The organism is Rhodococcus sp. NPDC060086, assembly GCF_042730275.1.
Classification (GTDB): domain Bacteria; phylum Actinomycetota; class Actinomycetes; order Mycobacteriales; family Mycobacteriaceae; genus Rhodococcus.
The window spans coordinates 79,600-103,783 of the sequence record NZ_JBHWWZ010000010.1 but is presented as its reverse complement, the minus strand read 5'-3'; the positions used below and the strand labels follow the sequence as shown (position 1 = coordinate 103,783).

The window sequence follows — 24,184 nt, the reverse complement described above, 5'->3', positions numbered from 1 at the left end:
CGTGAAGTCCTTCCTCGAACGCGATCCCGGCCCGATCGGGGTGATCGGCACAGCGGTCCTCATCGCCGCATTGGTGGCTGCGTTCAACACCGACAAGATCCCTTTCGTCGGCGGTTCCACATACCATGCCTACTTCAGTGACGCGAGTGCCCTGCGCGCCGGTGACGAGGTGCAGGTCGCCGGTGTTCCGGTCGGGAAGGTGACCGACATCGAACTCGCAGACGATGCAGTGGAGGTCACTTTCACAGCCGACCTCGGCAACGTCGAGCTCGGAGCCGGGACAAGCGCAGCCGTGAAGGTGCACACCGTGCTGGGCCGGCGCTATCTGGACCTCGCTTCCCACGGTGGCGGACGACTCGAAGCGGGATCCACTATCCCGGTCGAGCGCACGGCGTCCGGCTACGACCTGTCCAATGCGCTCGGCGACACTGCGGCAACTGTGGAGGCCACGAATCTGGACTCGATGACGGAGACATTCGATACCGCCGCTGGGGTGATGGACGAGATCTCCCCGGAGCTGGAAAGGACTCTCGAAGGTCTGACCGGACTCGCGCGCACCGTCGGATCGCGAGATGAAGAAGTCCGCAGTCTGCTCACTCACGTTCGCTCACTCGGTGACGTGCTCAACGTACGTAGCGACCAGATCCGAACCATGATCACCGACGGCAACACACTGCTCGCCGCGCTCGATCAGCGGTCCGCGACTATCCGCAGTCTACTGGTCACCGTCCGGGCAATGTCAGAGCAACTGCGTGCGGTGGCTGGTGAACACGTCGATACCCTCGGACCGCTACTCGACAAGCTCGGGAATGTCTCCGAAATTCTCGATCGCAACCGCGAGAACATCGACCAGATTCTGACGTCGGCGCCGGATTACGCAAGGCAACTTCCTGAAGCCGTCAGCTCCGGCCCGTACTTCGGCGTCATCCTCCAGAATGTCGTCCCGGCCGATCTGGACGCCACCGGTCACAGCTACGGAGGAGACAACTGATGGCTCTTCACTCGAGATCGCGTATCTACCCGGTATTCATCGCCGGCTCGGTGATCGCTGCGGTTATGGCGATCGTCGCTACATTCTTTATTAGTTCCGTCGTAAATAATTCCGCCACCGTGTATTTCGCTGATGCTGCCGGACTTTACGAGGGTGACCCGGTGACTGTGCGAGGGGTGCCGGTTGGAACGGTGGACAGTATCGTGCCGGACGGTGAGCGCGTCCGAGTCGAGGTGACCTACGATGCGGATGTCGCGTTGCCCGCCGATGTGGGAGCCGCGATCGTGTCACCGACGCTGGTTACAGGTCGCTTCGTCCAGTTCACCCCGCCCTATCAGGGAGGGGATGTCCTCGCTGATGGCGCGGTGATCGATGTCGACCGTACAGTCAATCCGGTCGAGTTCGACGAGATCAAGGAGCAGATGGCTGCTCTTGCTCAGGCTTTGGGTCCAGATGGTGCAAACACTGCGGGATCGGTGTCGAGACTCGCGGATGCCGGAGCGGCAGCGCTCACCGGTCGCGGAGCGGATCTCAACGAGACATTGCGATCGCTTGCCGATGCCGGGGCCACCCTCGACCGAGGTTCGGACGATTTGTTCACCGCTGTAGACGGGTTCTCGCGGGTCGTGTCGGCGCTCGCCGCTTCCGACCGCGACGTCGCTGGATTCGCCACGGGTCTCGCCGGTGTATCCGGCACGCTTGCAGACAGTCGAAACGATCTCGCTGCGGTACTCGAAGTTCTCGCGCCGACGATGACCGAGATTCAGAAGTTCGTGGACGACAACGAACAGGCGTTCGCGACCGAGACGCGCAATTTGACGGACACCACGGGGCAGTTGGTCGGTCACATCGACGATCTTGCTCAGCTGCTGCATACCGCCCCAACGGCTTTGTCGAACATCTACAACATCTATGACCGAGATGCCAATTCCGTCACCGGCGCGCTGATGATCGCTGATCCGGTCGAACCGCTCGGATTCTTGTGTGGTCTGGCTCTGACCGTCGGAGCTGCGCCGGCGGAGTGCAATGCCATCTCGGGTGCACTGACGGGATTCGGGTCTCCGGCCCGTTCCCTCGCCGAGGTCGCCACGGCTGGAGCTGTCCGATGAGCCGCCGGATTGTGATGACGATATTGCTCATTGCCTCCGTGCTGGCTACAGCAGGGTGTCGATTCGACGGAGTGAATTCGCTTCAACTGCCTGGCAATGTTTCGGGAGCGGAGAACTATCGGATCACGGTCGAAATGGAGGATGTCCAAAACCTCGTAGGAAATTCGGTGGTCAAGTCCGGCGATGTCACGGTCGGGGCCGTGCGGTCGGTACGTGTCGAGAACGGTATAGCGCAACTGATTGTCGATCTCGACTCGGCAGTGCGATTGCCGGCTGGAACGACTGCGCGTCTGGCGCAGAAATCTCTTCTGGGTGCGCAGTACTTGCAACTGGATCCACCGGCTGCGGGTGCAGATGTCGGAACGCTGCGCGACGGGGATGTGATCGGTATCGAGCGCACATCTCGATACCCGGAGACAGAGCAGGTTTTGGCGAGTGTGTCCTTGTTGCTCAACGGTGGTGCACTCGATCAGATTCGTACCGTCACCGAGGAATGGGGGCTGGCATTGAACGGCCGGGAGGATACCGCGGTTGCAACTGCGGAAAGGTTGCACACGTTGATCTCTGCCCTCGACGATCAGCGCGCCGAAGTTCAGCGTGCGATCGACAGCGTCGATCGCCTGGCCGATGTCCTCGCGCGAAACACCGATACCGTGGCCGACGGGGTAGACGTTCTGGCACCTGCCCTCGGAGTCGTACGGGGGCAGCAGGAGTCGCTGACCGGAATGCTCGATGCGATGAATCGGTTTGCCGGTCAGGGCCGTGAGGTACTGGATGTAAGTGCGGATTCGATCGCGGCTGACCTCGAATCGCTACGCCCCGTGCTCGATCAGCTTGCAGGGGCGGGATCGCATCTCGCCGGATCGTTGTATCTGCTTGCTTCCATGCCGTTCCCTGTCTCGACCTTCGGCAACATGGTCCGTGGTGACTACCTGAACATCTACATGACGTTGGACCTGAGCGCCGAGACGCTCGCCAATGATGTTCTCGACAGCTTTCCAGGCTTGGCGTGGACCGCACCCGCTCCGGCGTCCGCGCCGGTCGATCCCCTCACCGCGCCCCTGACGAATCTTTTCAACACTCTGGTGCCCGGGAGCGACTTCACCGCTTTCGGTGACTCCACCACCGCAACCTCGGAAGGTCAACCGTGACTCTGACACGTTTCGTTCGAGGCCAACTGGTCGTGTTCGCGTTCCTGACCGTGATCGCGCTGGCGTACGCAGCCACCAGTTACGTCGGAGTGCAACGTCTGACCGGCTGGCGGACCTACTCGGTGACCGCGCAGTTCGTAGATGCGTCCGGTCTGTACGTCGGATCGGTTGTGACTTATCGCGGCGTCGACATCGGTACCGTCTCTCGGATCCGGACTTCGCACGTCGGGGCGGAAGCTGTGTTACAGATCCGTTCTGGTTCGGATGTTCCGGCGGATACGGGTGCTGTGGTGCGAAGTATGTCGGCAATCGGAGAACAGTTTGTCGATCTACAACCGCGAACCGCCGAGGCCCCCTACCTATCGGACGGAGATGTCATCGACGTGGACCGCACGGTGGTCCCCACCTCTGCGGGCACACTGCTCACAGCGGCGGATGAACTGTTCGACTCTCTTCCACTGGAGTCGGTACGGACCCTACTGTCCGAGACTTCGACAGCACTGTCCGGCAGGGGCGACGATGTCGGCCGGTTTGTGGATACGTCGCAGCGCCTCGCGGATCGGGCCTATGACTCACTGGACCAGACTGTTTCGCTCGTCCGAGATGGAGAAACCCTCCTCGATGTGGGCCTCGAGGTCCGAGGCCCCATTGCAACGGCGGGACGTTCTCTGTCCGAGGTCACCGAACAGTTGCGCGACAGCGATGCCGCCATTCGCAGTGCGCTGAATGCAGCCCCCGCTTTCTCCGGCACGGTTGCAACAGCGCTCGACAATCTCGCGACTCCGGTCGGAAATGTGGGAGCCGACCTGCAATCGTTGGGAACATTGACCGGGGTGTACAGCGACAATCTCAGGCACCTTCTCACCGTCTATCCCGAGATTGCCGCGACGTTCACCCACGCGCATAAGGACTTCGAGATCAACAACGATCCGAACCAGCCGCACTCGCCGTTGGACCTCAAACTCGGAAACACTCAGATGTATCCGTGTACAACAGGTTACGAATCGATGCAACGCCGGGATCCATTCGATCTCTCTGCCGCCGAAACTCCACCCGGTATGTGGTGCAAGCTTCCGCAGGACCACCCGGCATCGGTGCGCGGCGCGCGCAACATCCCCTGTGCGGCCGACCCGATCGTACGCACAGGTGATATCGCGGAGTGCCCCGGTGGACCGCCTTCCAAGTGGCCGTCCCTTCTGTCTCGCCCCGGAAACTGAGGAGGACTGCGCGAATGACGAATATTGATTCTCTGCCGCAAACAGCGGACGAAATGCTCGATGACCGGAGCGCCGCATACTCGGATACCGAAGCCGGCGATGGTTCCCGCGTGACACGCCGATCGGGTTCGGGCACTCGGTTGGGCCGTGGATTCACGATAGCGGCTTCGGTAGTCGTTCTGGTCGCGCTCCTGGTCGGAATGATCGGTATTTGGGAGTGGCGTGGAACGGAGCTCGAGTCCTCGCGTGATCGGCAGGTGCTCGATACCGCTCGGACAGTTGCGACGGATCTGGTGACGGTGGGAAGCGAGGATCCGCAGGGCGGCCTCGAACGAATCCTCGAGGGAACCACAGGAACACTCCGCCAACAGTTTGCCGACGCCGCAGAAGCTTTCACCACAGTTCTCGGAAGGGGAGAGGTTTCGGCAGTCGGAGAGGTTCCTTCGGTGGCGATCGTCGATGCCGATGACGACCGTGCCACGGTGATCGCGGCAGTCGTCTCGACTGTCAGCAACACCGAAGTGCCCGATGGGCAGCGCCGCGTCTATCGGATGGAACTTGAACTCGAACATCGCGATGGCCGGTGGGCCGTTGCCACGATGGAGGTACTGCCGTGAGCGACACTGCCGAACCGGCCGCGCGGGAGAATCCTCAGGTCACCCCTGCGAACAGGCGAAGTCTCGTGCCCCGGATAGGGGTCGCGGCAGTGGCGTTGGCGACTGTCGTCGGGGCGTCTCTGAGCTGGTGGCAGGTCGAACGTGGGCATGCCGCCGTTGATCACCAAGTCGAGGCACGTGCGGCGGCTGAACAGGTGATGGTCGATCTGCTCACCTACGACCATACGAGCGTGGATACAGATCTTTCGGAGGCGCTGACGGGCGTTGCCGGGCCATTCGCAGACGACTACCGAACACTTGTAGACGAGGTGATCGTGCCTGTGGCCCGGGAACGTCAGATCTCGACAACTGCACACGTCGTCCGGTCCGGGATTGCCGGCTCGGACGGAGACACGGTCACCGTTCTGTTGTTCATGGATCAGACAACGACTTCGGTCGATGAACCGGGCACTCGACGCGACAGCAGCCGCGTCGAAGTCTCCCTGAGGCAGGTCGACGGTCGATGGAAGGTAAACCAAGTTCAGTCGGTTTGATCCGAATCAGGCTCGGCCATAAAGTTCCTAGGAGAATTCGTGGGTGTCGAAGTATCCGTCGCAGGATTGACGAAGTCGTTCGGGTCACAGCGGATCTGGAAGGACGTGTCGCTGACACTTCCGGCCGGTGAAGTCAGTGCGCTGCTGGGTCCGTCGGGTACCGGTAAGTCGGTGTTCCTCAAGTCGCTGATCGGGCTGCTGCGACCCGAAGAGGGATCGATCGTCATCGACGGCACCGACATCATGCAGTGCTCGTCCAAGGAGCTCTACGAGATCCGCAAGCTGTTCGGCGTCCTGTTTCAGGACGGCGCACTGTTCGGTTCGATGAACCTGTACGACAACGTCGCGTTCCCGTTGCGTGAGCACACCAAGAAGTCCGAGTCCGAGGTTCGGGCTGTGGTGATGAGCAAGCTCGAACTGGTGGGTTTGATCGGTGCGGAGGACAAGCTTCCGGGGGAGATCTCCGGCGGTATGCGCAAGCGTGCGGGGCTGGCGCGGGCGTTGGTGCTCGATCCGCAGATCATTCTGGTGGATGAGCCGGACTCGGGTCTGGATCCGGTTCGTACCACCTATATTTCGCAGACGTTGATCGATATCAACGCCGAGATCGACGCGACGATTCTGATCGTGTCGCACAACATCAACCTGGCGCGGACGGTGCCCGACAACATCGGGATGTTGTTCCGTCGGGAGTTGGTGATGTTCGGTCCTCGGGAGGTGTTGTTGACCTCCGACGAGCCGGTGGTCAAGCAGTTCCTGGGTGGCTCGATGATCGGTCCGATCGGGATGTCGGAGGAGAAGGACGAGGCTCAGATGGCGCACGAGCAGGCGCTCGTGGACGCCGGTCACCACGCCGGTGGTGTCGAGGACGTCGAGGGCATCGTGCCGCAGATGCAGGCGACGCCGGGGATGCCGTTTCGGCAGGCGGTGGCGCGACGGCAGGGGCGGGTGCGGCAGATCCTGCACACGTTGCCGCCGGCTGCGCAGGCCGCGATCCTCGAGGATTTCGATGCGTCGAACGGGGGCGGATATCGGCACGACACGTCGGATCGGGCGGGGTGGGAGGACGATACCCAGGTGCTTCCGGTGATGCAGGCCGGGATGGTCGACTGAGTCCGGTCAACCGACCGATCGTCCTGTGTGGAGGTTTCGGCAGATGATCCGAAACCTCCACACAGGGAAGGGGACTCAGCGGATGAGTTCCCTGCCGATGAGGTCCTTCATGATCTCGGTGGTACCACCGTAGATCGTCTGAATTCTGGTGTCGACGTAGGCCCTCGCAACGGGGTACTCCATCATGTAGCCGTATCCACCGTGGAGTTGCAGACACCGATCGAGCACGCGCTTCTGCAGTTCGCTGACGAACCACTTACCCTTCGCTGCATCGGTTGGACTCAGCGTGCCCGCGTTGTACGCGAGGACGGAGCGATCCACATAGGTTTCGGCGATGTCGATCTCGGTCGACATCTCGGCCAGCTCGAAGCGTGTGTGTTGGAAATCGGCGATGGACTGCCCGAATGCCTGGCGCTGCTTGCAGTATTCGCGGGTTTGCTCGAAGATTGCTCGCGCCGTCGCTATCGCTGTCGCGCTGACCCCGAGACGTTCCCGCGGCAGGTGACTCATGAGGTGCTGGAGACCGTATCCCTCGGTTCCGAGTAGATTCGCCGCCGGCACGCGGCAGTCCTCGAAGAAGAGTTCGGCGGTGTCCTGCCCGGGAAGACCCATCTTTTCCAGCTGCCGGCCCCGGACGAAGCCGGGCATGTCTCGTTCGACGACGAACAGTGAATATCCGCGCGAGCCTCCGTCCGGATCCGTGCGGGCAGCTACGACGACGAGGTCGGCCATGATGCCGCTCGAGATGAAGGTCTTCTGCCCGTTCAAGATCCAACTGTCCCCGTCGCGCCGGGCGCTGGTCCGGATTCCTCGCAGGTCGCTGCCTGCGCCCGGCTCGGTCATGGCCAGTGCGCCGATGACTTCGCCGGCCGCAAAGCCCGGTAGCCAGCGTTGCCGCTGTTCCTCTGTGGTGAGGTCCAGCAGGTAGTGCAGGACCAGATCGTCTTGGAGGGCGACTGTCAGCCCGAAGGAGAGTGCATTGATACGGGCGACCTCCTCGCACACGATCATCCGGTACCGGTAATCGGATTCGCCTGATCCTCCGTACTCTTCTCCGATCTGCAGGCCGTAGATCCCGTTCTTCGCCGCGCGAGCGAAGACGCTGCGGTCGATCATGTGCTCGCGATCCCAATGATCCTGGTTCGGAACCACCTCGCGTTGAAGAAATTCGCGGACGGTCTCGCGGTATGCCTCGTGGTCAGCGGTATAGAAGTTGCGATCCATGCCGGTTCCCGCTCAGCCGAGTCGTTCGATGATCGTGACGTTGGCCTGGCCGCCGCCTTCACACATGGTCTGCAGTCCGTAGCGGCCGCCCGTACGCTCGAGTTCGTGCAGCATGGTCGTCATCAGGCGAGCGCCGGTCGCGCCGATGGGGTGGCCGAGCGCGATGGCGCCGCCATTGGGGTTGACCTTGGCCGGGTCGGCGCCGAGGTCGTCGAGCCAAGCCAGGACGACGGGTGCGAAGGCCTCGTTGATCTCGGTGACGTCGATGTCGTCGATGGACAGGCCGGTCTTCTTCAACGCGTGCTGGGTCGCGGGAATCGGTGCGGTCAGCATCATCACGGGGTCGGCGCCGCGTACGGAGATGTGGTGGATCCGGGCACGCGGGGTGAAACCGTATCGCTGTACAGCGGTTTCGGATGCGATGAGGAGGCCGGCGGAGCCGTCGGAGATCTGGCTCGATACCGCGGCGGTAACCTTGCCTCCGGGGGTCAGGGGATCCAGGCCCGCCATTTTCTCGCGGGTGGTGTCCCGGCGCGGCCCCTCGTCGACGGATGTTCCCTCGAACGAGATGATCTCCCGCTCGAAACGGCCCTCGTCGATCGCACGGATCGCGCGCTGATGGCTTTCGAAGGCGAACTCCTCGCATCGCTCGCGAGTGTGTCCCCACTTGTCGGCGATGAGTTCGGCGGCGCGGAACTGGGAGATCTCCTCGTCGCCGTAGCGGGCGTGCCAGGACTTGGACCCGGTCCAAGGGTCGGATGAACCGAACGGTTCGCCCGCGCCGAAAGCCGACAGGATCGGGTACTGGCTCATTTTCTGCACGCCGCCGGCGATGACGAGATCCTGAGTGCCGCTCATCACGCCCTGGGCGGCGAAATGGACGGCCTGCTGCGAGGAGCCGCATTGGCGATCGATCGTGACGCCGGGGACGGACTCGGGAAGTCCCGCGCCGAGAGCGGCGGTTCGTGCGATGTCGCCGGCCTGGGACCCGATGTTGTCGAGGCATCCGAGCACGACGTCGTCGATGTCGGCAGGGTCGAAGTCATGGCGACCGACGAGGGACGAGATGACGTGCGCGGCCATGTCGGCCGGGTGGCTGTCGGCGAATCCACCTTTTCGGCGGCCGACCGGGAGTCGGATGGCATCGACGATGTAGGCCTCGGGCACGGGGTCCTCCTGTGAGGTGGGTTTCGGTGGTGGGCGCTGGACTCTGCGACAAATGCGGGGCTTATCGAATCCCGGACCGCGGTGATCCGTAACGCTCGAGGTGGATCTTATCTAATTTACATTCAATTTCAAGCATCCGTGCGGTGGGAGCAGGCCTGTGGCGCCGGGGAGCTGCGGGGTCTAGATTTCTAACCGCAATTAGAAGTAAGGTCATCGCATCATCGCGGACGAGCTCATGCTGCGACTGCGATCCGTTCTGGGTCAACCCCTTTCCCGTCCTCACGAGGAGTTCTCATGAAGGTCTTCACCGGTCTTGGCGAATTGTCTGCTGCAGAGGGGGTGGATCTGGGTGCAAGCGAGTGGATCGAGGTCGATCAGAAGCGGATCGATCTCTTCGCCGAGGCCACCGGGGATCACCAGTGGATCCATGTCGATCCGGACCGTGCGAAGGACGGGCCATTCGGCGGCACGATCGCCCACGGCTTCCTGACCTTGTCGATGATGCCGGTTCTGCAGCAGCAGCTCTATCGGGTCGACGGCATCACGATGGCCGTCAACTACGGGTTGAACAAGGTTCGATTCGTGACTCCTGTGCATGTCGGTGCTCGTATTCGGGCACGTGCGCGTATCGGCACCGTGACCCCACTCGACGGCGCTCTACAGATCGAACTGCACACCACTTTCGAGGTCGAGGGATCCGACAGGCCGGCGTGCATTGCCGAATCCATTGCGCGCTTTGTTGCCTGACCGGAACGACATCACCGGGAGACGGGGTCGATCCAGCCCGGCCCGCATCGATGATGTCGGCACCAATACTTCCCACCCGGACCGGCCAGCCGCCGACCGCCCACCCATGGAGACATTCGATGACATCCGCTCTCGATATCCGAAATCTGACCGAGTCCCACTGGCCCATCGATGACAGCGTGCCCCTCGTCGACTACACCGTCGGTGACGTTCTCCGTGAGCGTTCCTTGGAGTTCGGCGAGCGAACAGCGCTGGTCGGCGTCACGCACGGCACCGGTGAGACCCGCCGTCTGACCTACAGGCAACTGCACGACGAGGCTTCTCGAGTTGCGACCGCACTGTTGCAGCTCGCCCGGCCTGGGGACTTCGTCGCACTCTGGGCTCCGAACGTCGTGGAGTGGCCGATCGTCATGTTCGGGGCTGCACTCGCCGGAGTCCGGCTCGTCGCCCTGAACCCGGTCCTACGTGAAGACGAACTCGTTTACGCGCTCGATCATTCCGGCTCGACCGCTCTGATTCATGCCGATGTCAGCCGCGAGTACGACATGGCAACCGTTGCTGCCGCGGCCGCGTCCCGATGCGGATCGCTCACGCATATCGTCAGCCTGTCCGAGACGGGCCGATGGATCGCGGACACACCCATCGACCCTGCCGAGGCCGGTCCCGACGCTTCCGACGCGGACGCACCCGTCATGCTCCAGTACACATCGGGCACGACCGGGCTCCCCAAAGGCGTATTGCTACGGCATCGTTCCCTTGTCAATGTCGCGCGATTCACTCTCGAAGGCATCGAATCGCCGCCGAACCCCGTGGCAGTGAATCCTCTGCCGATGTTCCACACGGCGTCGTGCGTCATCGGAACGCTCGGCACGATCTGGATGGGCGGCACGATGATCCTCCTCGAGCAGTTCACGCCGATTGCCGCACTGAAGGCGCTGCGCGATGAGGCCGCGTCGGTGCTCTACTACGTCCCGACGATCCTCGGTGCTGTTCTTGAAGCCGCACGCACGTCTGAAGAGCCCGCACCGCAACTCGTGCGCGTTCTCGGTGGGGGCGCCAATGTTCCGGGGTCCATGATCGAGGCGACCGAGCAGATCTTCGGTGCAACAGTGCACAACCTTTACGGGCAGACCGAACTGGCTCCGGTGCTCACGTTGACCCGGACGGCGGACAGTCGCGAGGACCAGGTGAACACGAGCGGCCGGCCGATCCCGCAAGTCGAGGTGAAGATAGTCGATCCGATCGACGGCAACGTTGTTCCGCTCGGAGAGTCCGGCGAGATCTGTGCCCGTGGATTCCAGCAGATGATCGAATACCTCGGCAACCCCGAGGCGACCGCGACGACCGTGGACCCGGACGGTTGGCTGCACACCGGGGATCTGGGCGCGTTCGACTCGCGAGGAGTCCTGCGGATTACCGGCAGGCTCAAAGATCTCATTATCCGCGGCGGCGAGAATATCGCTCCCGCGGAGATCGAGTCGTGCCTCACTTCGCACGATGGTGTTCTGCAGGTCGCAGTGGTGGGTGTGGCCGACGAGAAGTGGGGCGAGGCCGTTGCGGCCATTGTCGTGCCACGCGGCGCCGCGGTGCTCGGTCTGAAACAGTCGCTGCTCGACCACTGCGCGGATCGCCTGTCGAGGTTCAAGATTCCGCGTGACTGGTACCTGGCAACGGAGCTGCCGATCACCCCGTCGGGCAAGATCCAGAAATTCTTGCTGCGTGACGCGCTGAAATCGGGCGGCTTCACCCAAATTCCGTGATGCGTCCGGATCCGGCAATGAGGAAGAGAACCAAATGACAACCGAAGCTGCTTCCGTCGAATGTACTGTGGCAGAGGGTATTGCAACGATCATCCTGAACCGCCCCGACGCTCGTAACGGCATGAATCAGGAGGTCGCCGACGCCCTGTACGACATTGCGATCCGTCTCACCCACGACAAGTCGGTGCGAGCGGTCCTCATCGAGGGGCGCGGCCCGGTCTTTTCCGTCGGCGGCGACGTCGGTGTGTTCGCCTCCACTGCTGTGGAGGCGCTGCCGGAGACACTCTCGAGGATGGCCGCCCGTTATCACGATGCGCTCGGGCGCTTCGCGCGGCTCGAGGTGCCGGTCGTGTGCGCTGTGCACGGAGCGGTCGCCGGTGGTGCACTGGGCCTGCTGTACATCTCGGATATCGTCATCGCCTCGGAGAAGACAAAGTTCGCCTTGGGCTTCGGCAGCATCGGTCTGACCGGTGACGGCGGTACCTCGTGGTTCCTGCCCCGGCTCATCGGCGTGCGACGAGCGGCGGAGCTGTACTTCGAAGACCGAGTCCTCGACGCGACCGAGGCCGCTGAATGGGGCCTGATCACCCGTGTTGTTTCCGCTGAGGACCTGACCGTCAACGCGGCCAGCATCGCCCGTCGTCTCGCTTCCGGACCCACCCGAGCCTACGGCACGATGCGCACACTTTTCCGGCGCTCTGCCACCGCAGAACGAGACGCCCACCTCGCCGAAGAGACAGCGGCAGTCGGGCGGATCGCCGGAACGATCGACGCCACCCGAGCCTTCCGGAGTTTCGTCACCAAGCAGGCGCCTGAATTCGAAGGGCGCTAGCTCAACCTCTGGTTCGTTCATCGAAGATCATCGACCGTTCAATGCTATTGGAGGAGAAGAACATGTCCGGACTCGCAGACCGCGTCGTCGTCGTCACCGGAGCCGGTGGAGGCCTCGGTCGGGAATACGCGCTGATGCTCGCTCGCGAGGGTGCGCGCGTCGTTGTCAACGATCTCGGTGGGGCACGCGACGGCTCCGGCTCGGGCTCTGCGATGGCGGATTCTGTCGTCGAGGAGATCCGCGCTGGGGGCGGGCTGGCCTTCGCGAGCTACGATAGCGTCGCCACAGCTGAGGGAGCCGAAAGTTTGATTCGCACCGCCATCGATGAATTCGGTGCAGTACACGGTGTCGTCAACAACGCGGGAATCCTGCGTGACGGGGCGTTCCACAAGATGACCGACGACAACTGGGACGCGGTCATGAAGGTGCATCTATACGGCGGCTATCACGTCACGCGCGCAGCGTGGCCGCACTTCCGTGAACAGCAGTTCGGCCGTGTCGTCGTCGCGACTTCGACGAGTGGGCTGTACGGCAACTTCGGGCAGTCGAACTACGGTGCAGCGAAGCTCGGCCTCGTAGGGCTGATCAACACTCTCGCAATTGAGGGTGCGAAGTTCGGCATCACCGCGAATGCGGTGGCACCACTCGCGGCGACGCGTATGACGGAGGATATCGCTCCCGCCGATTTCCTGGCCAAGCTCCCGCCGTCACATGTCGCTCCAGTGGTCGCGCATCTGGTGAGCGAGGATTGCACCGACACCGGTTCGGTCTTCGTCGTCGGTGGGGGACAAGTCCAGAGAGTCGCGCAGTTCCAGAACAAGGGCGTGACGTTCGCCGAGCCGCCGACAGTTGACGAGGTTGCTGCGCGCTGGGACGAGATCGTCGACCTCTCGAATGCCGTTCCGGGATCAAACCCGGTCGGCTGAGCGCGTCGCTGCCGCACTACTGTTCGACGTGGTGCAACTGCGGCGGTGTTCCCACGCGTGGCAACACCGCCGCAGTCCTAACTCTTGGATGTGACCGACGCGGAGTGCATGAACCGCTCGGATGCGCAGACGTTCCTGGGTCAGGCCGTAACGGTCTTCTTGCGACGCGGACTCCGGGTTCGAGCCGGCTTCGCGGGTGAAGTATCGATTATGCCCGACGTCGTTTCTGGTGCGCTGATCCCACCCATGACGATCGATTGGGCGGTGCGGACAAGTGCGTCGATCGAACCGCGTGTGGAATCCCACCACTCGACGGTCCAGTTCAGCGCACCGATCACCAGCATTCGGGTAGCGCCTGCGTCAAGATCGGGTTTCAGTTCGCCCGCTGCGGCGGCGTCGGTGAACAGCTCGCGCCATACGTCACCATAGGCCGTACGCTCGGCTTCATGCCGGTCGCGCAGGTGATCGGGCAACTGCCCGCCGTTGCGTGTCGCGGCAGTCGTGTACTCGGAGGTGACGAGAACGAATCGCAGGTGCGCTTCGACAGCTGTCAGGATCCGGTCGATGGGCCGTATGTCGGAGGGGAGTGCGTCGAGCGCTTCCACAACATGCGCGCAGATGCGCTGCGCTCCGACGACCATGACCTCTTCGATGAGCTCCTCGCGGGATTTGAAGTAGTAATAGATGGCCGGTGCCTGGAGCTGGGCGTGTTCAGCGACATCGGTCAGTCGTGTTCCCGCAAATCCTTTGCGGCTGAGGACGTACGCAGCCGAGTCGAGAATGCGCTCGCGGGTACGAGCACTCTTGCTGTCTTCGACCGATCGCGTTTTTCTAGCCACGAATCAAATTGTATCGGTCTCTTCACGGAGGTGGTATGCCAGCTGCGTCTTCTGTCCGCCATATCCGGACGGGGGGGTGACGTGCATCACTGGCATGGGGAGAATCTCGGACATGGACTTCAGCGCTCTCCTCTCGAAATCCGCATCCCAGTTCTCGGGCAACGTCGCTGTCTGGTGCGACGGACGCGAACAGACCTACACCGAGCTGTACGAGCGTGGTAGCCGCTTGGCGAACGCGCTGACCGATATCGGTCTCAACAAGGGCGATCGTGTCGCACTGCTGAGCTCGAATGCGTTCGAGACCGTCGAGCTGATCGCAGGATGCGCTCTCGGCGGATTCGTTCGGGCGGGCCTGTACGCCCACGAGACGGGCGAAGTGAATTCGTACCTCCTCGAGCTGGTCGACGCGCGTGTCCTCATCGTCAATGCCGATCTGTACGACACGATCGCACCCCAGCTTCCGGGCCTCGAGAAGCTCGAACGGGTCCTCGTCTTCGGGGGTGAGGCGCCGGAGGGTGCTACCTCCTATGAGGACGCACTCGCAGTGGCGTCACCGAAGGCCCCCGTTGTCGAAACCCGTCCTGATGACATTCATGTCATCCGGTTCTCGGCTGGGACGACCGGTCGGCCCAAGGGGATCGTCCACACGATCGAGCGCTGGCTTGCCAATGATGATGAATACCGTTGGGTCACGCCGCAGATCGATGAGCGTGATGCATATCTTGCGGCGGGACAGCTCACGCATGCGGCATCGCTGTGGTTGTGGCCCGTCCTGCAGGTCGGTGGACGCATCATCGTCATGCCGTCCTTCGAACCCGGCCGCGCACTCGAACTGATCGAGCAGCAGCGGGCGACGTGCACCCTCGTCGTCCCGACGATGATCTCCGCTCTGCTTGCGCACCCCGACATCGATACCCGGGATCTGTCGAGCATGCGATGCCTGAACTACGCGGCTTCGCCGATCGCGGAGCGCACCCTCGAACGGGCACTCGACAAGTTCGGGCCGGTGCTCTACCAGCTGTACGCGCAGAGCGAATGCATCACGGTCACCATGCTGCAGCCGCATCAGCACACCGACAAGTATCTGCGCTCGGTCGGTCGTGCTACGCCGAACACCGAGATCACGATCGTCGATGCCGATGGCAACACCCTGCAGGCGGGTGAGGTCGGTGAGATCGCCGTCAGTGCACCTGGGCAGATGAACGAGCTCTGGAAGAATCCGGAAGCCAACGCGGAGCGGCATTTGTCCGACGGTCGTCTGCTCACTCGCGACATGGGGTATCTGGATGAGGACGGATTCCTTTTCCTCGCGGATCGAAAAGAAGACATGATCATCTCCGGTGGGTACAACATCTGGCCTGCTGAGCTGGAGAACGCTGTCGCTTCGCACGAGGCAGTGCGTGAGGTGTGCGTTGTCGGTGTTCCGCATGAGAAGTGGGGCGAGACGCCGAGGGCATTCGTAGTGCTCGAGCCGGGCGTTGAAGTGACGGAGGAGGAGTTGATCGAGGTCACGCGCGCAGCGGTCGGTTCGGTCAAGAAGATCACGTCCGTCGAGTTTGTCGATACGCTTCCGAAGTCCGGGGTCGGCAAGATCCTGCGACGCGAGGTCAAGAAGGGCCACTGGGAAGGGCAGGATCGCGCAATCGGAGGTGCGTGATTCGAACTGAGAAATTCAGTGTGGCCGTCGATGGAGTTGGTTCCGTCGGCGGTCGCGCCTTTCGGAGAGGTGCGGAATGGATTCGAAGGTAGTGCAGGCTCACAATATGTGGGGCAACCAGATTGAGGTCGGGGCGACCTATGACTTTTCCGAATACACAGTCGGGGAGGACGAGATCATCCGGTTCGCCGAACAGTGGGATCCCCAATGGTTCCACATCGATTCCGACGCTGCGGACGAAGGGCCGTACGGCGGCCTGATTGCCAGCGGTGTGCAGACGATAGCGATCTTCCAGAGGCTTTCCGTCGTGGCTGCGTTCCGTCACTGGCATGTCATAGCCGGGCGCAGGCTTCGTGATGTGCGGTTCCTGCGGCCTCTGCGGCCAGGGACCACGGTTTCCGGGCATCTGCGTGTGACCGAAGTCGACAACGACAAACCGGGTCGCACTCTTGTGGTCGTGCAAGGTGAACTCATCGGTGACGGAAAGCCCTTGTTTACAAGCATATCCGAGGTATACGTCCGGTCGAGTATCGAATCCTGACTGCGCGAGCATTGCGGCGCAGCAAGAGAATGGCCATTCGAAAATCCTTGCGAATCGAAAGTTTGTTCGGTAGAATTTCGTCATGGGTGGGGATGCCTGGAAACTCGACAACACACAACTCATGGCCGAGACACTCGCCGTCTCCGCCGAAATCCATACCTGGCAGGTACACCGCGTCGACCTGATGATCGAAATGATCGAACGCGACACCGTCAAAGAACACGGCTACCGCAGCCCCGCCCACTGGCTGTGCGCCGCGACGAACCTCGAGATCGGTGAGTGCCACCGCATCGAAACACTGGCACGGCTACTGCGACTGGAACCGGAAGTACGCGAAGCCTATTCCTCCGGGCTGTTGGATGCGGAGAAAGCTCGGCAGATCGCCTACTTCTGCCAGCACTACCCCCGCACCATGAACCCCTGCGACTTCGAGAAAGCCCGCACCATCCTCATCGACCACGCCTCCGATAAGGTCGCCACCAAAGCCACCGTTCGGGCCCTGATCCGCAGACTCGAACACCTCTACAACACCGGCGACGGACCACCACCGGGCGAAGACTCCTCACGCAACGAACTGTTCGTCTCCACCACCTGGCACGGCCGGGTCGTCATCAAAGGGGAGTTCGACGCGGTCACCGGTGCCCGCCTGCGGCATCTGCTCTCCCCGCTGGCCGCGCCGAGGCCCGAGGTAAACGGCATCAAAGATGATCGGCCGGCATCGAAACGCACCGCCGATGCCTTCGATCAACTCCTGCAGTTCGTCGAAGCCGCCGGCCTCGTCCCCGTCGAAGGCGGCGTGAAGCCGCACGTGACGGTCACCGCCTCCATCAAAGATCTGACGACGAACACTGCGGTGAAGGAACTGTTCACCCATTCACCCGAACATGGGTATGCGACCGAGCTCTGGGCCGGGCCGCTCTCGATCGATGCCGCCCGGATGCTCGCGTGCGATTGTCAGGTCACCCGGATCCTGCTCGACGAACACGGCGTGCCGCTGGCACACGGGCGGACGCACCGGACTGCGACGGCGCAACGTCGAGCGCTGGCCGTCCGAGATGGCGGATGTGCCTTCCCCGGGTGTTCGACACCCCCGGCGTGGGCCGATGCCCATCACCTGACCCATTGGGTCGATGGCGGCGACACCGATCTCGACAACTTGGTGATGCTGTGCGGTCATCATCACCGGTTGATGCACCACACGCAGTGGGAAGTGGAGATGACCGACGAGCGTCGGCCGCAGTTCATTCCACCGGCCAGTGTGGATGTGTTCCGTAAGCCGATTCCGGGGAGCAGGCCGGATCTGGTCGCCTGACCTACAGATCGACGAATACAGCCACCGTCACCAGGGCACCCGTGTGCCCTGGCATCGGTGGCTGCGTATGTTTTCGGTCAGTGGCGGTGTTCGATGACTCCTCGGATGTTCTTACCGGCCAACATGTTCTCGTAGTCGGTGTTGACCTCGGCGAGAGAGTAGCGCTGGATGGCCCCCGACCCGATCCCGCCCGCTCCGATCACCACGACGGTATCTCCCGGGGACACGCGTGCCGAATTGACTGCGGAGCCCCAGCCGGTCGTGACTCCGCAGCCGGCGAGACTCGCCACGTCCAAAGGGATGTCGTCGTCGATCTTCACCAGCGAAGCTTCCAGCACCGTCCCGTACGGCGCGAACGTCCCGAGAAGACACAGCGCGCCGAGGTCGGTCCCATTCGTGCGTCGGCGGTACGTGCCGTCGGGCATCGAGCCGGCCATGATGAATGCGCCGAGGTCACAGAGATTGGAGTGGCCGGTAGAGCACCATCGACTCCGCCCGCACGACGGGATGAACGAGGCAACTGCATGATCACCCACCTTCAGGGTGCGAACTCCCGGACCTACATCTTCGACGATCCCGGCCGCTTCATGTCCACCCACGGTGGGCATGTTCACGGGGACGTCACCAACCCGGCAGTGGTCAACCGAATAGCATAAGCCGCTTGTGGCGTAGCGAACGAGCACCTCGCCTTCGCTGGGGCGGACGAGTCCGATTTCCTCGACACTCCAATTCGCATTCTGTTCCCAGAGAACGGCAGCTTCGATCTTCACATGCATTCCTTGTGGTCGAGAACAATGTCATGTGGGGTCGAGGACCAGGGCGAAAGCGCTCTGTTCAGGGCCGGGCCGAGCGATTCAGTGCTATGAACTTCGGCTCGGTGTAGGCATTGAGTGCGTCGGAGCCGCCTTCCCGACCGCTGGTTGATCGGGCCGGAATCATCTGGACTTCGGTCGGAGCAGAGCACGTGCCGCGCCGCGCACAGCAGCGGTGTATTCCTCGCGCCGCACCTGCATCCTCTCGACGGGTGCGGTTACCGACACCGCCGCCACCAGGTCGCCGCGATCGTGGATACCAGTGGCCACGCATGCGAGACCTTCGGTATGTTCGCCGTATTCGTGTGCAAGGCCGGTCCGACGCGCCGCCTCCAGTTGACTCTCGAGCTCGGAGGCGCTGGCGACTGTCGCCGCTGTACAGCGTGGCAGTCCGTAACGATCGATGATGCTCATCGTCGTCTCCCAGGGCATGCTCGACATCAGTAGTTTGCCGAGTGCGGTGGCATGGCCCGGCAGAGTGGCGCCGTCAGCTACTGCCTCACCGTCACGCCGCCCTGCCGCACTGGCGACGCATACGACGTGTAGGCCGTCCCACGCGGCCACCGTCACGGTTTGGTTGAGCCGTGCCGCGTACTCGTCCGCCACTTGGTGCGCGCGGGCTTCGAACCCTGATCCACCGAGCAGATCGGCGCTGATGGTGAGCAGTCGCCACCCCAGCCGGTACCTGCCCGAGGGGGTCCTCCTGAGCAGGCCGATCCGGCTCAGGCTTGCCATCAGTTCGTGCGTGTTGGATTTGGGAAGTCCCAAGTAGTCGGCTGCTTCTCGCACGCCCCACTCGGGCTTGTCGATGGTGAACAGGTTGAGGACACTTCCGGTGCGGGCGACGGTGGAGAGCATTCTGACGACCTTTCATTCCAGTGACGACAGGCGGTCGCATTGCATCTGTCAGGAACGCGACCTACAGTTCTAATATAGATTCAATTAAGGAGGTTGTGTAGTGACCGCATCAACCGGTGAGCGCGCCGCTGTTCTGGACGATCTGCTCACCGAGAGGCAGAGCTGCCGCGCGCTCTCGGATGCGCCGGTGCCACGCGACCTACTCGACGAGCTTCTGACGATGGCTCAGGGCAGCCCTTCATGGTGCAACACGCAACCGTGGCATCTCACGCTCGCTTCGCACGCTCCCTTCCTACGAGCGCGAATCGGTCTTCCGGAACACCGAAAAATATTGTTGGGCATTTCATTCGGATTCGCCGACCGCGAGCACCCCGCCAACGCGTTCCGGACGAATCGCGCGGACATCGACACTGCTGCGACGGTGATCTCGTGACGGATCGCGCCGAGGTCGCTGCGGGCCTGTATCGTTCGCTTGCGGAGGGGAATCGGGGCGACATTCTCTCCCGGCTGCATCCGACCTTCAGTGGACACACCACCGCGGGGCTTCCGCTCGGTCTCGGCGGCGTCTACGGGTCACCGCAAACGATGCTGCGCGACTTCTGGGGACAAATCGCGCGTTCGTGGATCGCGGCGGCCTACCCGAGCGAATACCTTCCACTCGACGACGATCGTCTCCTCGTACGGGGTGTGTACCGCGGACGAGGGAAGAAGTCCGGCACCGAATTCGACGCAGAATTCGTTCACATCCTTCGGTTCGACGGTGACCGCATCGTCGAACTCACCCAACTGACCGACAGTGCCCGTTGGGCTCACGCACTCGAACCTGAGACCAACGGATCCGAGACGAACATGGAGGACGGCAGATGAGTGGTCCGTTGGACGGCTGCAAGGTGATCGAACTGGCCGGCCTCGGACCGGCCCCGTTCGCCGCCATGACCCTTGCCGACATGGGAGCGGAGGTCGTCCGGGTCGAACGGCCGAGTGGCAGCGGCTTCTTCCCCGGCCTCGAGCATCTCGACATCCTGAACCGAGGCAAGAAGTCCGTCGCCCTCGACCTCAAGAGCGAAGGCGACGTCGAGACGGTCCTCGCGATGGTCGAGCAGGCAGACATCCTGATCGAAGGTTATAGACCAGGCGTTGCCGAGCGACTCGGGCTCGGTCCCGAAGTGTGTATCGCTCGTAACCCCCGACTGGTGTACGGGAGAATGACCGGCTGGGGCCAGGAAGGCCCGCTGTCTCACAGCGCAGGGCACGATATCGGCTATATCGCGCTGACCGGTGCGCTGCACGCAATCGGTGAGGTCGATGGGCCACCTCGGATTCCGCTCAATCTGGTCGGCGACTTCGGCGGGGGAGCGAACTACCTGACGATGGGTGTTCTGGCGGCTCTACGGCACTCCGACCGGACCGGTGAGGGACAGGTCGTCGATGCTGCAATTGTGGACGGAGCATCGCATCTGCTCGCCTCGACACACATGATGATGGCGGCGAACGCATGGCGCGACGAACGCGGCACGAACATGCTCGACGGCGGGTTTCCTTTCTACGCGGTCTATGAGACGTCGGACGGCAAGCACATCGCGGTCGGTGCGCTCGAGCCGCAGTTCTACGCCGAGCTGATGCGCATCCTCGAACTCGACCTGGACCCGCTGGAACAACACGATCGCAGTGCGTGGCCGGCCACCCGACGCCTGCTCGCGGAGGTGTTCGCGACACGAACCCGCGATGAGTGGGCTGCCGTGTTCGAGGGAACCGACGCGTGCGTTGCTCCGGTGTTGTCCCTGCGCGAGGCTGCGGACCATCCGCACATGGTCGAGCGTCACACGCTCATCGAACACAACGGTGTTCTGCAAGCGGCTCCTGCTCCGCGGTTCTCTGCTACCAGAACGAGATTGGGGACTCCGCCACCTACACCGGGGCAGGACACGGACGAGGTGCTTCGTGCGTGGGCTCTCGAACGAGGGGACGAGTTGGTTCGCTGAACGGGGAGCGACGTCAGACGGCTCCGAGGGTCGTGATCACACGTTGCAGCAGGACCGCGTCGGCGGGAATCACATCGGGAGTGAAGGTCCAGTCGCTTCCGGTCCACGGGTCCGCGAAATGTCCATCGGCGCTCGACGGCAGATGCTGGGATTGCTCGAGCAGAATCTGGAATGCCGGATCGTCCACCACCGTGTCGGCTGCGCCGGCGATCACAATCGAGATGTGCTGCGCGCCGGGAAGGCGGGTGAGCCGGATGACCTGCAGGAGGTCGTCGCTGCTGTAACCGTGGGGCACGCCGACGAGCACGAGGACGCGCGGTTCCAGGTGCGCCGCAGCAGGGTCCGTGGACATCGCCAGAGTCGTCAGATCGGCACTGTCGGCCAGGCCCTTCAGTTTGGCTGCGACACCACCGATATCGAGGACGGGTGGTCCGGCGAGTACAGGTGCGGCCAGTTCCCGGAGTTCGACGAGCGCTCTCGCGGGGTCGACGATATCGACGCGCGCACCGGGTCGTGCGGCGAGAAGGCGCAGTGCGAGCGCGGTGACAACCTGTTGTGTCGCCGAGTCCTGCTGGATCTCTGAGTCGCCGCCGTCGATCCACAGTGGCCGATGCATCGGAAGCGGCACACACAGTGGCACCTGGAGAGTTCCGCGTTCGGGAGCCGAGAGTTCACCCACTCGGATTCCGTCGCTGGGCGTGCGCAGCGTATTCCAGGAAGTGGACGTCCATGTCGACAACGATGCGGGCAATCGGCTGTCGATGGTGTTCAGTTCGTCGGTGAGTCGTGCTGAATCGTCCCGGTGTCGTTGTTCTGCAGCAGAGTTCAACTCTTCACAGCGTCGGTGTGCTCGAGCACGTGCGGCTTCCGCGGCAACGCCGGTGCGGGTCGCGGGGTCGGCGACGGCTGCGGACAGTTCATCGTCGAGGCGGTGCTGTGCGTATTCGTGTGCCGACAGGTAGGCCGTCGCGGATCGGGCGGCGTCCTCGAAGATTTTCCACAACCACTCGAAGGAGGGTGCGGGGCCGTCCGGCACCGACATCTCGGGGACGGAAGGTGCGACACGGGCAGCTTCGTCGTCGACCTCGACGCCGTGCGCGGTGAACATCGCACCGAGGCCGCCCGCGTATCCCTGGCCGAGGGCCCGCACTTTCCAGTTGTCGTTGTGCGGGTAGATCTCCCAGCACAACAGTGCGGTTTCGGTTCCGGACGGTTCCACATCGAATGCGGCGAGCGGTGCACCCGACGGATCTGTCAGCGAGGTGGAGACGGACACGGCCGAATCCGTTCCCGCCGCGAACAACACGCGAGCGCCGGTGCGCAGGGCGGCCAACTCGACGACGATCGTGTCGCCGTCGAGTCGAACACCCTGCGTCCGGGGCTGGTTGTAGAACACCACGTCGCCCGACGACGCGACCTGCAGGCGGTCGTCGACCACGAACGCGCACAGGTCGATCGGCGCGGCAGCCGAGGCGGTGAAGCGGACGGTGTGCGCCGTCAACGGAGCGTTCTGCCCCGACGAGAACACTCCGTTCACGGCTACGAGACCAGGAAGCGGCCGAGCTGCGGCGCAGCCTCACCCGGATGCTTGGCCTGGATGCCCTCGCCGATGGCCTGCAGCTTCCATTCGCTGCCCTGGCGGTACACCTTCGCCATCACCATGCCGGTGAACGGCATTCCGCCCTGCAGCGTGTAGCGGGCGAGCTCGTCGTTGGTGGAGCCGTCGACGAGTCGGCAGAAGGCGTTCTGGATCTGCTCGAACGTGTGTCCCTTGTACGACGTGACGATGAACATCACCGTGTTGATGTGCGGGGGGATACGCGAGAGGTCGACCAGCACGACCTCGTCGTCGCCCGCGCCTTCGCCCGTCAGGTTGTCGCCCTGATGCTGGATCGAGCCGTCCTTCGAGGTGAGCTGTCCGTAGTAGGCGACGTCGACGATGTTCTGGTCGGCGAACAGCACCGCTGACGCATCGAGGTCGATGCTCGGGGCACGGTTGCCGAACAGTCCGCGCTTCTCGATGGGATCCCAGCCCAGTCCCATCCGCAGGAACGTGAGCGCGACACCGCCGTCCTTCCGGAGAGTGACCTTCTGCCCCTTGACGAGACTTACCGGACGACTCTTCGTCAGGCTCACCTCCGGAGGACCGGCAGGCGCCGCCGGCGGCGGGGTGTAGGCCGGCGGCGGCGGAGCGACGGGCTGTGCGGGCCGAGAAGGTGCGGCAGGTTGCGGGGTGGCGGGGGCCGCCGGTGCATCGTCCACGGACACACCGTGATCGGTGACCAATGCAGCGAACCCTCCGGCGTAGCCCTGTCCGACCGCCCGAACCTTCCAGGCGCCCTGGCGGCGATACAGCTCGAGGGCGATCACGATGGATTCGCTGCTCAGACCCTCGACCCGGTACTCGTACAGCACGGTGCCGTTCGCATCGGACACCCGAGCCGTGGGCGGAGCGAAGCGCCCGAAGCTGCTCGACGCGTCGTCGAGCGTGATGACCGCGCGCACCTGCTCGATGTCGGCAGGCACCGAACCGAGCGACACCGACAGGGACGCGGCCTGCCCGGGTGCGCCCGGCACGAGGTTGACGCCGGGACCCGTGGGCTGGTTGAAGAACACGAAATCGGCGTCGGACCGGACCTTGCCGTCGGCTTTGACCAGCAGCGCAGACAGATCTGCCGGTGTCGTCAGTTCCAGAGAAACGACGACGTCGTGTGCGCTGAGGGGGCCGTTCTGGCCTTTGGCGAGCGAGCTGGACAAATCGAAGACCTCACTGTGTCGGCGATAGGTGGACGGTGG

At 63.1% G+C, this 24,184-nt stretch carries 23 protein-coding genes and 1 pseudogene; 17 read left to right on the top strand and 7 right to left on the bottom strand.

What is annotated here, in order from left to right; all coding sequences use genetic code 11:
- The first annotated feature begins 1 nt into the window (after nucleotide 1).
- From ACFWB0_RS09020 to ACFWB0_RS08990, 7 genes are all read left to right on the top strand, one after another.
- Nucleotides 2–991, top strand: a complete 990-nt coding sequence (locus ACFWB0_RS09020; RefSeq protein ID WP_378490094.1) for an MCE family protein — start codon at nucleotides 2–4, stop codon at nucleotides 989–991.
- Entirely contained in the window at nucleotides 991–2,100 is a 1,110-nt protein-coding gene (locus ACFWB0_RS09015) for an MCE family protein (RefSeq protein WP_378490093.1), read from the top strand. The genes ACFWB0_RS09020 and ACFWB0_RS09015 overlap by 1 nt, the downstream gene beginning before the upstream one ends.
- Nucleotides 2,097–3,251: an MCE family protein gene (locus ACFWB0_RS09010; protein WP_378490092.1), complete on the top strand. Its 1,155-nt coding sequence runs from the start codon at nucleotides 2,097–2,099 to the stop codon at nucleotides 3,249–3,251. Before ACFWB0_RS09015 ends, ACFWB0_RS09010 begins: the two co-directional genes overlap by 4 nt.
- Nucleotides 3,248–4,468, top strand: coding sequence for an MCE family protein (locus tag ACFWB0_RS09005; RefSeq protein WP_378490091.1), 1,221 nt, complete (start codon nucleotides 3,248–3,250; stop codon nucleotides 4,466–4,468). The genes ACFWB0_RS09010 and ACFWB0_RS09005 overlap by 4 nt, the downstream gene beginning before the upstream one ends.
- Before the next feature lie 14 nt (nucleotides 4,469–4,482).
- Nucleotides 4,483–5,085, top strand: a complete 603-nt coding sequence (locus ACFWB0_RS09000) for a hypothetical protein (RefSeq protein ID WP_378490090.1) — start codon at nucleotides 4,483–4,485, stop codon at nucleotides 5,083–5,085.
- A gap of 95 nt (nucleotides 5,086–5,180) precedes the next feature.
- Nucleotides 5,181–5,618, top strand: a complete 438-nt coding sequence (locus ACFWB0_RS08995) for a h domain protein (RefSeq protein WP_378490089.1) — start codon at nucleotides 5,181–5,183, stop codon at nucleotides 5,616–5,618.
- A gap of 39 nt (nucleotides 5,619–5,657) precedes the next feature.
- On the top strand, nucleotides 5,658–6,731 hold the full coding sequence (locus ACFWB0_RS08990; RefSeq protein ID WP_378490088.1) for an ABC transporter ATP-binding protein: 1,074 nt from the start codon (nucleotides 5,658–5,660) through the stop codon (nucleotides 6,729–6,731).
- A 75-nt stretch (nucleotides 6,732–6,806) separates the two neighbouring features.
- On the opposite strand, the gene ACFWB0_RS08985 is transcribed toward ACFWB0_RS08990, so the two are convergent.
- Both ACFWB0_RS08985 and ACFWB0_RS08980 read right to left on the bottom strand, forming a co-directional pair.
- Nucleotides 6,807–7,955, bottom strand: a complete 1,149-nt coding sequence (locus tag ACFWB0_RS08985; protein ID WP_378490087.1) for an acyl-CoA dehydrogenase family protein — start codon at nucleotides 7,953–7,955, stop codon at nucleotides 6,807–6,809.
- 12 nt (nucleotides 7,956–7,967) lie between these two features.
- The gene (locus tag ACFWB0_RS08980) at nucleotides 7,968–9,122 is read right to left on the bottom strand and encodes an acetyl-CoA C-acetyltransferase (RefSeq protein ID WP_378490086.1); all 1,155 of its coding nucleotides are present in this window, start codon (nucleotides 9,120–9,122) and stop codon (nucleotides 7,968–7,970) included.
- Between the two features lie 294 nt (nucleotides 9,123–9,416).
- Between ACFWB0_RS08980 and ACFWB0_RS08975 the strand changes: the two genes are divergently transcribed.
- The 4 genes from ACFWB0_RS08975 (at nucleotide 9,417) to ACFWB0_RS08960 (ending at nucleotide 13,387) form a co-directional block, all read left to right on the top strand.
- A complete protein-coding gene (locus ACFWB0_RS08975) occupies nucleotides 9,417–9,869 on the top strand; it encodes a MaoC family dehydratase (RefSeq protein ID WP_378490085.1) in 453 nt (150 codons plus the stop codon).
- 119 nt (nucleotides 9,870–9,988) lie between these two features.
- Complete coding sequence (locus ACFWB0_RS08970) at nucleotides 9,989–11,629, top strand: class I adenylate-forming enzyme family protein (protein ID WP_378490084.1); 1,641 nt, start codon at nucleotides 9,989–9,991, stop codon at nucleotides 11,627–11,629.
- A gap of 34 nt (nucleotides 11,630–11,663) precedes the next feature.
- Nucleotides 11,664–12,461 (top strand): enoyl-CoA hydratase-related protein, encoded by a 798-nt coding sequence (locus ACFWB0_RS08965; RefSeq protein WP_378490083.1) that lies wholly within the window; start codon nucleotides 11,664–11,666, stop codon nucleotides 12,459–12,461.
- A gap of 62 nt (nucleotides 12,462–12,523) precedes the next feature.
- Complete coding sequence (locus tag ACFWB0_RS08960) at nucleotides 12,524–13,387, top strand: SDR family NAD(P)-dependent oxidoreductase (RefSeq protein WP_378490082.1); 864 nt, start codon at nucleotides 12,524–12,526, stop codon at nucleotides 13,385–13,387.
- A gap of 140 nt (nucleotides 13,388–13,527) precedes the next feature.
- On the opposite strand, the gene ACFWB0_RS08955 is transcribed toward ACFWB0_RS08960, so the two are convergent.
- Nucleotides 13,528–14,226 carry a TetR/AcrR family transcriptional regulator gene (locus tag ACFWB0_RS08955; RefSeq protein WP_378490081.1) on the bottom strand — a complete coding sequence of 233 codons (699 nt, stop codon included), beginning with the start codon at nucleotides 14,224–14,226 and terminating at the stop codon, nucleotides 13,528–13,530.
- A 112-nt stretch (nucleotides 14,227–14,338) separates the two neighbouring features.
- On the opposite strand from ACFWB0_RS08955, the gene ACFWB0_RS08950 reads away from it, so the two are divergent.
- From ACFWB0_RS08950 to ACFWB0_RS08940, 3 genes are all read left to right on the top strand, one after another.
- On the top strand, nucleotides 14,339–15,883 hold the full coding sequence (locus tag ACFWB0_RS08950) for a class I adenylate-forming enzyme family protein (RefSeq protein WP_378490080.1): 1,545 nt from the start codon (nucleotides 14,339–14,341) through the stop codon (nucleotides 15,881–15,883).
- 76 nt (nucleotides 15,884–15,959) lie between these two features.
- On the top strand, nucleotides 15,960–16,424 hold the full coding sequence (locus ACFWB0_RS08945; protein ID WP_378490079.1) for a MaoC/PaaZ C-terminal domain-containing protein: 465 nt from the start codon (nucleotides 15,960–15,962) through the stop codon (nucleotides 16,422–16,424).
- Nucleotides 16,425–16,506: 82 nt separating this feature from the next.
- Nucleotides 16,507–17,736, top strand: coding sequence for a DUF222 domain-containing protein (locus ACFWB0_RS08940; protein WP_378490078.1), 1,230 nt, complete (start codon nucleotides 16,507–16,509; stop codon nucleotides 17,734–17,736).
- A gap of 149 nt (nucleotides 17,737–17,885) precedes the next feature.
- Here the strand turns inward: ACFWB0_RS08940 and ACFWB0_RS08935 are convergent.
- Together ACFWB0_RS08935 and ACFWB0_RS08930 are read right to left on the bottom strand one after the other, a co-directional pair.
- A pseudogene (locus ACFWB0_RS08935) lies at nucleotides 17,886–18,506 on the bottom strand (alcohol dehydrogenase catalytic domain-containing protein); the annotation flags it as partial.
- 165 nt (nucleotides 18,507–18,671) lie between these two features.
- Complete coding sequence (locus ACFWB0_RS08930; protein WP_378490077.1) at nucleotides 18,672–19,406, bottom strand: IclR family transcriptional regulator; 735 nt, start codon at nucleotides 19,404–19,406, stop codon at nucleotides 18,672–18,674.
- Between the two features lie 100 nt (nucleotides 19,407–19,506).
- Here ACFWB0_RS08930 and ACFWB0_RS08925 point away from each other — a divergent pair, with 100 nt between their 5' ends.
- Genes ACFWB0_RS08925 through ACFWB0_RS08915 form a run of 3 tightly spaced genes read left to right on the top strand, consistent with a single transcriptional unit; the run spans nucleotide 19,507 to nucleotide 21,388 of the window.
- Nucleotides 19,507–19,839: a nitroreductase family protein gene (locus ACFWB0_RS08925; RefSeq protein ID WP_378490076.1), complete on the top strand. Its 333-nt coding sequence runs from the start codon at nucleotides 19,507–19,509 to the stop codon at nucleotides 19,837–19,839.
- Nucleotides 19,836–20,273: a nuclear transport factor 2 family protein gene (locus ACFWB0_RS08920; protein WP_378490075.1), complete on the top strand. Its 438-nt coding sequence runs from the start codon at nucleotides 19,836–19,838 to the stop codon at nucleotides 20,271–20,273. The genes ACFWB0_RS08925 and ACFWB0_RS08920 overlap by 4 nt, the downstream gene beginning before the upstream one ends.
- Nucleotides 20,270–21,388, top strand: coding sequence for a CaiB/BaiF CoA transferase family protein (locus tag ACFWB0_RS08915; protein WP_378490074.1), 1,119 nt, complete (start codon nucleotides 20,270–20,272; stop codon nucleotides 21,386–21,388). Before ACFWB0_RS08920 ends, ACFWB0_RS08915 begins: the two co-directional genes overlap by 4 nt.
- A 13-nt stretch (nucleotides 21,389–21,401) precedes the next feature.
- Here ACFWB0_RS08915 and ACFWB0_RS08910 read toward each other — a convergent pair whose 3' ends face one another.
- Both ACFWB0_RS08910 and ACFWB0_RS08905 read right to left on the bottom strand, forming a co-directional pair.
- On the bottom strand, nucleotides 21,402–22,925 hold the full coding sequence (locus tag ACFWB0_RS08910; protein ID WP_378490073.1) for a TerD family protein: 1,524 nt from the start codon (nucleotides 22,923–22,925) through the stop codon (nucleotides 21,402–21,404).
- Nucleotides 22,926–22,927: 2 nt separating this feature from the next.
- The gene (locus ACFWB0_RS08905) at nucleotides 22,928–24,145 is read right to left on the bottom strand and encodes a TerD family protein (protein WP_378490072.1); all 1,218 of its coding nucleotides are present in this window, start codon (nucleotides 24,143–24,145) and stop codon (nucleotides 22,928–22,930) included.
- Between the last annotated feature and the right edge of the window lie 39 nt (nucleotides 24,146–24,184).